We start from the raw sequence: 6,729 nt of genomic DNA on the forward strand, positions 1-6,729 counted from the left end.
ATGGCAGCATCCGACTACGTGTCAGAAATTCCCGAAAATCACTCTTGCGCTGAAGGGGGCGTCCACAGATGGGAAGCCCGTGAAGTTTCGGGCGTCCACGACCGGGCGGCCGTTCACGATCACAACGGGCGGTTGCTGGAAGCCCAGACGTTCGCTGAGGCGAGCGATCACCTCGCCTATGTCGTAGGCGCCGAGGTTGTCGATTTCTTCGGGCCCAAGCTCCTGCTCTGGCGCGACCCTGGCCGCACCGCGTCGCCCGACCACTTCGACCTCTTCTAGCTGGGCGGGCGAAGGCGAAGCGGGCGGCGCTTCCTGGACGGGGATGAGAGCCAGAAGGGCCAGCATGGACGATCAACCCCCGTCCTGGATCGTAAGTCCCATGAAATACGCGACCTCGATCACGGCATGACGATCCAGCTCGCCTCGCCGAGGGGGAAAGCGAAAAGGGCCGGGCGTCAGAGACGCCCGGCGAGGTTTTTCAGGTTTGGGATCCAGGGGAGCGCCGGGCTTAAAGGATCTGCAGGCCTGGAATGCGGATCGAGCCGCTGCGGATCGTGCAGCTGCGACCGCCGGCGTTTACGGGCGGCAGCACATTGTTGCTGAAGGTGGCCGTGCTGGTCGCATTGTTCCAGGCGGCGACGACAGTGCCGTAGCAGGGGTCGTTGGCCACGGTGTTGGCGCCGATGGTCAGGGAGATCGACGTGGTCGATCCCGGCACCACGGCGGCGCTCCAGGATCCGTAGGGTCCGACGGCGAAGCAGAGGGCGCTGCCGGGCGTGATGCTGCGGGTCGGAATGGGCGCGCTGGTCGCGCTCAGCGGGCTTGCGGTGATGGAGACATTGCAGGTCACGACGGTCGTCTGAGACAGGACGACCGAACCTGATCCCGATACGCTGCCCGAGCTGGGCGAGAAGGATTGGGCGAAGCTGGGGGAAGCCAGAGCGACGGAAGCGAGCGCCGCGGCGGCGATGGAAAGCGTCTTGATCATGATAGTCCTCCCTTTGAGTGGGTCCTTGGATGGACCCGTTGAGCGTGTGTTCACCCGCTAGGGGCAACCTACTTACAGCGCCGTTAGCAACCTGGAGTCAAGGAAAAATACGTATACTTTTCAATAGCATAATGCCACATGAGGCCGTCCGCTCGGCGTCTTTCGACGCCGGGGGGACGGCCTTGCAGGGCGGCCGGTCGTCGACCGGCCTGTCGGCGATCTCAGAACGACTTGGTCAGCCGCACGGCGAACAGCCGCGGGTCCAAGGTGAAGACGTTGGTCGTCAGCCCGGTGTCGTCCGAGTTGGTGAAGGCGTCGACGATGGGCGCATCGTCGAAGACGTTCTTGACATAGGCCTGAAGCTTCAGGCCCCGCGCCTCGTTGGTCAGGGACACTGAGAGGTTCAGATTGTCCCAGCCCTCCAGCCGGTCATATTCCGTGTTGTAGACGCGGAAGAAGCTCTCGCCCTGGCGATAGTAGTCGCCGCGCAGGGTCAGGTCCCAATCGCCCAGGAACCAACTGTACTGGGCCCCGATGTTGGCGGTCCAGTTGGGCGAGTTGGGCAGTTCGTTGCCGCTCAGGTCGGCCTCGAAGCCCCGCCCGCCGTTCGGCGCCTCGGTGAGCGGATCGTAGGTGAAGCCGTAGAACTGCCAGAAGGGCAGGCTGGAGGCCAGATCGGGATTGAAGGTCCCGAACCGCGACGACCCGGCGCATAGGGCGCTGAGAGAGAAGATCGCGAGTTCAGTTCCGAACGGGCTGTTGAGGATCTGCTCGGCCAGGTCTCTGGGCGCGATACAGTTCGACGGCACCTGGATCCACGGCCGCAGGGTGATCCAGTCTTCGTTGCCCTGCGTCCGATTCATCACGTCGATCGAACCCTCGCCATCTGCAACGCGGGTTTTCAGATACCCGAAATTGGCGTCGATCTGGAAGTTGGGCGTGGGCTTGTAGACGGTCTCGAGTTCAAGCCCCCAGATCTTGGCGTCGAAGTTTTCGTTCAGCGAGATGCGATCGACGATCTGGGAGACCTGGTAGTCCTTGTAGTCGTAGTAGAAGGCGGTGGCGTTCAGTCGGAGCATGCCGTCCAGAAGCGAGTTCTTGGTCCCGATCTCGAACGCGTTGACGTATTCTGGCTCAAAGGTGCCGGCCAGCGGCTGGTACTGGACCACGGTCGGGTTCAGGTCCAGGCGGGGCGGATTGGTGCCCCCGCCCTTGTAGCCGCGCGACAGCGACGCATAGACCAGGGTGTCGTTGGTAAAGGACAGGTCCGGCGTCCAGTCCAGCACGATCCGACCGGTGACCGCCTCCCATTTCTGTTCGACGTCGGGCAGGGCGTAATAGCCGCTGCGCACATAGCCGCCCGTGGCCAGGCCCGGATCGCCATTCAGATTGGCGCCCAGCAGCAGTTGGCTGGGATAGGGGGTCGTGTCCTTGCGATCCTCGGTATAGCGCAGGCCGGTGGTCAGCCTCAGCTCAGGCGTCAGATCCCAATATCCTTCACCGAAGACGGCCCAGGACCGGGTGTGAATGACGTTCTTGCTGCGGAAGTAGTTGTGCCCCTCTCCATTAATCTCGCTGAGCGGATTGGGATCGACATAGACGCATTCGAACGGCTGGGTGTCGTCGCACGGCCGCGTCCCGATTCCGCCGTTCGGTAGGTAATCGAAGTTGTAGAAATATTCGGCGATCAGCGAGAAAGTGTTGTTTAAGACGTAATAATCGTCCTGAGATTTGAAATCGAGATAGTTGGCGCCGAGGCTGAAGTTGAATCGACCTTCGCCCTTCGACTGAAGCCGGAACTCCTGATACCATTGCCGATTGTCCGATTGGCTGATGTCCACCGCCAGGATGCGGTCTGACGGACCCAGTTGAGGGTCGGTGTAGACCCCGCCCGGCGTCGCGGTCGACGGCGCGGGATCGCCGAAGATGTCTAAGACACTGTTGCTGTCCACAAAGGCGGGGTTGGAGACGTAGCGGGCATAGTCCTGGGACGCATAATAGTCGTCCTTGGCGTAGGCGGTCTGGGAATAGAGTGTCAGGGTGTCGCTGAGATCGAATTCCAGATTGACCTGCACCACATCGTTTTCGGCGCGGAACACCGGATCATAGCTGGTGGCGATCTCTCTCAGATCGCGGGACTGGACCACGCCTTCATAGGGGTCGAAACCGAGGGGGATCAGGTTGATCGATTCAAAATTGGGACCAAAGCCGAGGTTCGGCGCCGTGCCGAGCAGGCGAACCGGCCCGAAGGACCCGCCGTTTGGCGCGCCATAGGCGGCGTCGGCATAGAGCGAACCGGGCAGGCAGCCCTGGCTCAGCTGGTCCTGGGTGTAGGCCGTGGTGATGGACGCCGAACCGACCTGGGTCGGACCCGGATCGGTGGTGCACAGCTGTTTGCCGGTGCGCGAGCGATTGTCGTCTTCCTCGAAATGCTCCCAGATCGCATTGGCGCGGAACCGCGCTGTCGGTTCCCAGCGGGCCGACAGACGAGTGGTGAACAGGTCGCGGTCGTTCACATGGGTGTCGTTGAAGCTGTTGTAGTCGAAGCCGTCGCGCTGGGTGAAGCCGAAGGCGCCGCGCACGGCGAATGTGTCGCCGAAGGGGACGTTGAGCATGGCCTGGCCGCGCCGGCTGTCATAGTTGCCCAGTTCGCCCGCGGCGAAGCCTTCGGATCGGAACTTGGGCAGTTCGGGGAACATGTTGACGACGCCGCCGGTGGCGTTGCGGCCGTACAGGGTGCCCTGCGGCCCGCGCAGCACCTCGACCCGGGCGACGTCCAGATATTCCTGCTCGAACAGGCGGTTGCGGATAAGGGGCGTGTTGTTGAAGCTGACGGCCACCGCCGGATCGCTGGAGGCCGAGACGGCCTTGGTCCCGATCCCGCGGATCGAGAAGTTGTACATGCTGAAGTTGGACTTGGAGAAGGTGACGTTCGGCACGGCGCGCAGCAGTTCCGAACCCCCATCGATCTGACGCGACTGCAGGGCCTCGGCCGACAGGGCGGTGACGGCGATGGGGACGTCCTGCACGGATTGTTCGCGTTTCTGGGCGGTGACGATGATGTCGTCCACGACGACGGGAGCAGAATCCGGCTGAGGTGGGGTTGTCTGCGCCAGCGCGGGCGCGCCGGTCATCAGGAAGGCTGTCGCCGATACCGAGAGCGCGAGGCGCGCGCGAATGCTGACCGCTGAAGCCATGAAATCCTCCCGAAGCGCGCCGGTCTGTCGGCGGCGCGTGATGTGCGTTTCCTCCCGCCTGATGTTTCCGCTCGACGGGGCGGGGCCACCGGCGGTTGTCGGCAACTTCGCACTACTCACCGTCATGTCAATACATATTGACAGCAGTGTTGGTTGACGGTCATCCGGAACGGGGGAGTTCGGATGTCGATCTTCGCCCGCGCGCGTCGCGAAAAAGGGGAAACAGGATGGACTGTGATGCCGTGATCGTCGGCGCCGGACTGGCGGGCCTGGTCGCCGCCAACGAGCTGGTTCAGGCCGGCCGCAGAGTGGCGCTGGTGGATCAAGAGAACGCCGCAAACCTGGGCGGGCAGGCCCACTGGTCATTCGGCGGCCTGTTCCTGGTCGACAGCCCCGAGCAGCGTCGCCTGGGCGTCCGCGACGGCTTTGATCTCGCCTGGTCGGATTGGCGGGGCAGCGCGGGCTGGGATCGGCTGGACGGCGCGCTTGCCGAGGATGAGTGGGCGGTGCGGTGGGGAAAGGCCTATGTCGAATTTGCGGCCGGCGAGAAACGCGCCTGGTTACGGCGTCACGGGATACGACTGACGCCTATGGTCGGCTGGGCCGAGCGGGGGGACGGTCGCGCCGATGGTCACGGCAACTCGGTCCCCCGGTTCCATGTCGCATGGGGCACCGGGACGGGCGTGAGCGGCCCGTTCGCGGCTCGCGTGCGCGATGCCGAGACACGCGGCAGGCTGGCGTATCACCCGCGCTGTCGCGTCGACGACCTGATCGTTGAAGCGGGGCGGGTCACAGGGGTGTCAGGCGTTCGACTGGCGCCGGACGCGGCGGGGCGCGGCCGGGCCTCCAATCGGGATGCGGTGGGGTCCTTCACCCTGCGGGCTCCGTCGGTGCTGATCGCGACGGGCGGGATCGGCGGGGATCATGACAAGGTGCGGCGTCTGTGGCCCGCGCGCCTGGGAAGTCCGCCCCGCGAGATGGTCAGGGGCGTGCCCGCCTATGTCGATGGACGGGGGCTGGACATCGCCGAGGCGGCCGGGGCCCGCGTCGTGAACCGTGACCGGATGTGGCACTATGTCGAGGGTCTGCGGAATTGGGACCCGATCTGGCCAGGGCACGGCATCCGCATCCTGCCCGGCCCGTCGTCCCTCTGGCTCGACGCCCTTGGGCGCCGCCTGCCGTTCCCGGCCCTGCCGGGCTATGACACGCTTTCGACTCTTCGCCACCTGCGCACCACGCCCGACCTGGCGGCGCACGATCACTCCTGGTTCGTTCTGACCCAGGCGATCATCGAAAAGGAGTTCGCGCTTTCCGGATCGGAGCAGAATGGCGACATCACCTCTGGAGACTGGCTGAGAGTGCTCAGAACCCGGTTGGGCAAGGGCGCGTCGCCGGAGGTCGAGGCGTTCAAGGCGCACGGCGCCGACTTCGTGGTCGCCGACGCACTCGGCGACCTCGTCGCCGGGATGAATGCTCTGACCCCGACGCCCCTGCTGGACGTCGAGGGGGTGCGGCGGGTGATCGCGGCCCGGGACGCGCAGATCGACAACCCCTACGCCAAGGACCTCCAGATCCAGGGCGTTCACAATGCCCGCCGATACCTGGGCGATCGTCTCGCCCGGGTCGCAAAACCGCATCGCCTTCTGGATCCCCGGTCCGGTCCGTTGATCGCCGTCAAGCTGCATGTCCTGACGCGCAAAAGCCTGGGCGGGATTCAGACCGATCTGGACAGTCGCGTTCTCAAGCCTGACGGAACAGTGCTCGAAGGCTTGTACGCGGCCGGCGAAGCTGCGGGGTTCGGGGGCGGCGGCGCCCATGGGTACAACGCCCTGGAAGGCACCTTCCTGGGCGGATGCCTCTTTACGGGTCGCGCCGCCGGTCGGGCCATGGCCTGACCGGCGGCCCTAGGGCAGCCGCACCCAGGTCTGGGTTCGGCAGAGCAGGGGAGCGATGCAGCCTCGCACCGCAAGGTGATCGGGATCGATGAGGACCAGACGCCCGCTGGCGGCGCGCCGCCCGCTGTCCGGGTCGTAAAGCGGCCCGCCGGTCCAGGTCGTCGGGCCGCCGCGAAATCCCTCCAAAACCCTCAGCCCGCGCAGCGGACGGTCGCGCAGCGCGGGATCGTGATTGCGAACGTCCCTTTGGTCCGGATTGCGCCGGAGCGGCGCTGCATCGACCAGCCGACCGCACAGGGCCGAGCCGCAGGCGTGGATCTCGACCACGCCCCCCTGGGCGGCGGTGCGCCATCGTCCCAAAAGCCGACTGTCCGCCGCCGCAGCCGGCCCCGCAACCGCCGTGCACAGAAGTCCGGCGATCAGGACGGCTGAAAGGGGCGCCATCAAGCCGCGACCAGGAGGCTGTTGCGAAGTTCGACCGGAATCCGGTCGTAGAGGGTCGGACCGGACAGGCCGAGACGGGCGCGGGCCTGCTCCAGCGGCACCGACATCAGCGCCTCGTAGTCCAGCGCCTGTCAATCGGCGTCTAAAAGGGACCCCCTATCGGCGTGCAATAGGGACCCCCTTTTGAGGTTCGGGATGGACGTCA

5 protein-coding genes are annotated in these 6,729 nt (G+C 65.2%); 2 read left to right on the plus strand and 3 right to left on the minus strand.

Annotated elements, in window-relative coordinates; translation table 11 throughout:
* Positions 1-279, plus strand: a 279-nt coding sequence (locus AC1RSI_RS16570) for a hypothetical protein (protein ID WP_492322705.1), incomplete at its 5' end; no start/stop codon positions are given.
* A gap of 229 nt (positions 280-508) precedes the next feature.
* On the opposite strand, the gene AC1RSI_RS16575 is transcribed toward AC1RSI_RS16570, so the two are convergent.
* A complete protein-coding gene (locus AC1RSI_RS16575; protein WP_008260144.1) occupies positions 509-988 on the minus strand; it encodes a PraA/PraB family alkane oxidation protein activator in 480 nt (159 codons plus the stop codon).
* A gap of 221 nt (positions 989-1,209) precedes the next feature.
* A complete protein-coding gene (locus tag AC1RSI_RS16580) occupies positions 1,210-4,185 on the minus strand; it encodes a TonB-dependent receptor (RefSeq protein ID WP_035309098.1) in 2,976 nt (991 codons plus the stop codon).
* A gap of 227 nt (positions 4,186-4,412) precedes the next feature.
* Between AC1RSI_RS16580 and AC1RSI_RS16585 the strand changes: the two genes are divergently transcribed.
* Entirely contained in the window at positions 4,413-6,080 is a 1,668-nt protein-coding gene (locus tag AC1RSI_RS16585; RefSeq protein ID WP_035309095.1) for an FAD-binding dehydrogenase, read from the plus strand.
* A gap of 9 nt (positions 6,081-6,089) precedes the next feature.
* Here AC1RSI_RS16585 and AC1RSI_RS16590 read toward each other — a convergent pair whose 3' ends face one another.
* A complete protein-coding gene (locus AC1RSI_RS16590; protein WP_008261622.1) occupies positions 6,090-6,524 on the minus strand; it encodes a DUF2147 domain-containing protein in 435 nt (144 codons plus the stop codon).
* Positions 6,525-6,729: the final 205 nt, after the last annotated feature.

Source organism: Brevundimonas sp. GW821-FHT10E09 (assembly GCF_058809375.1).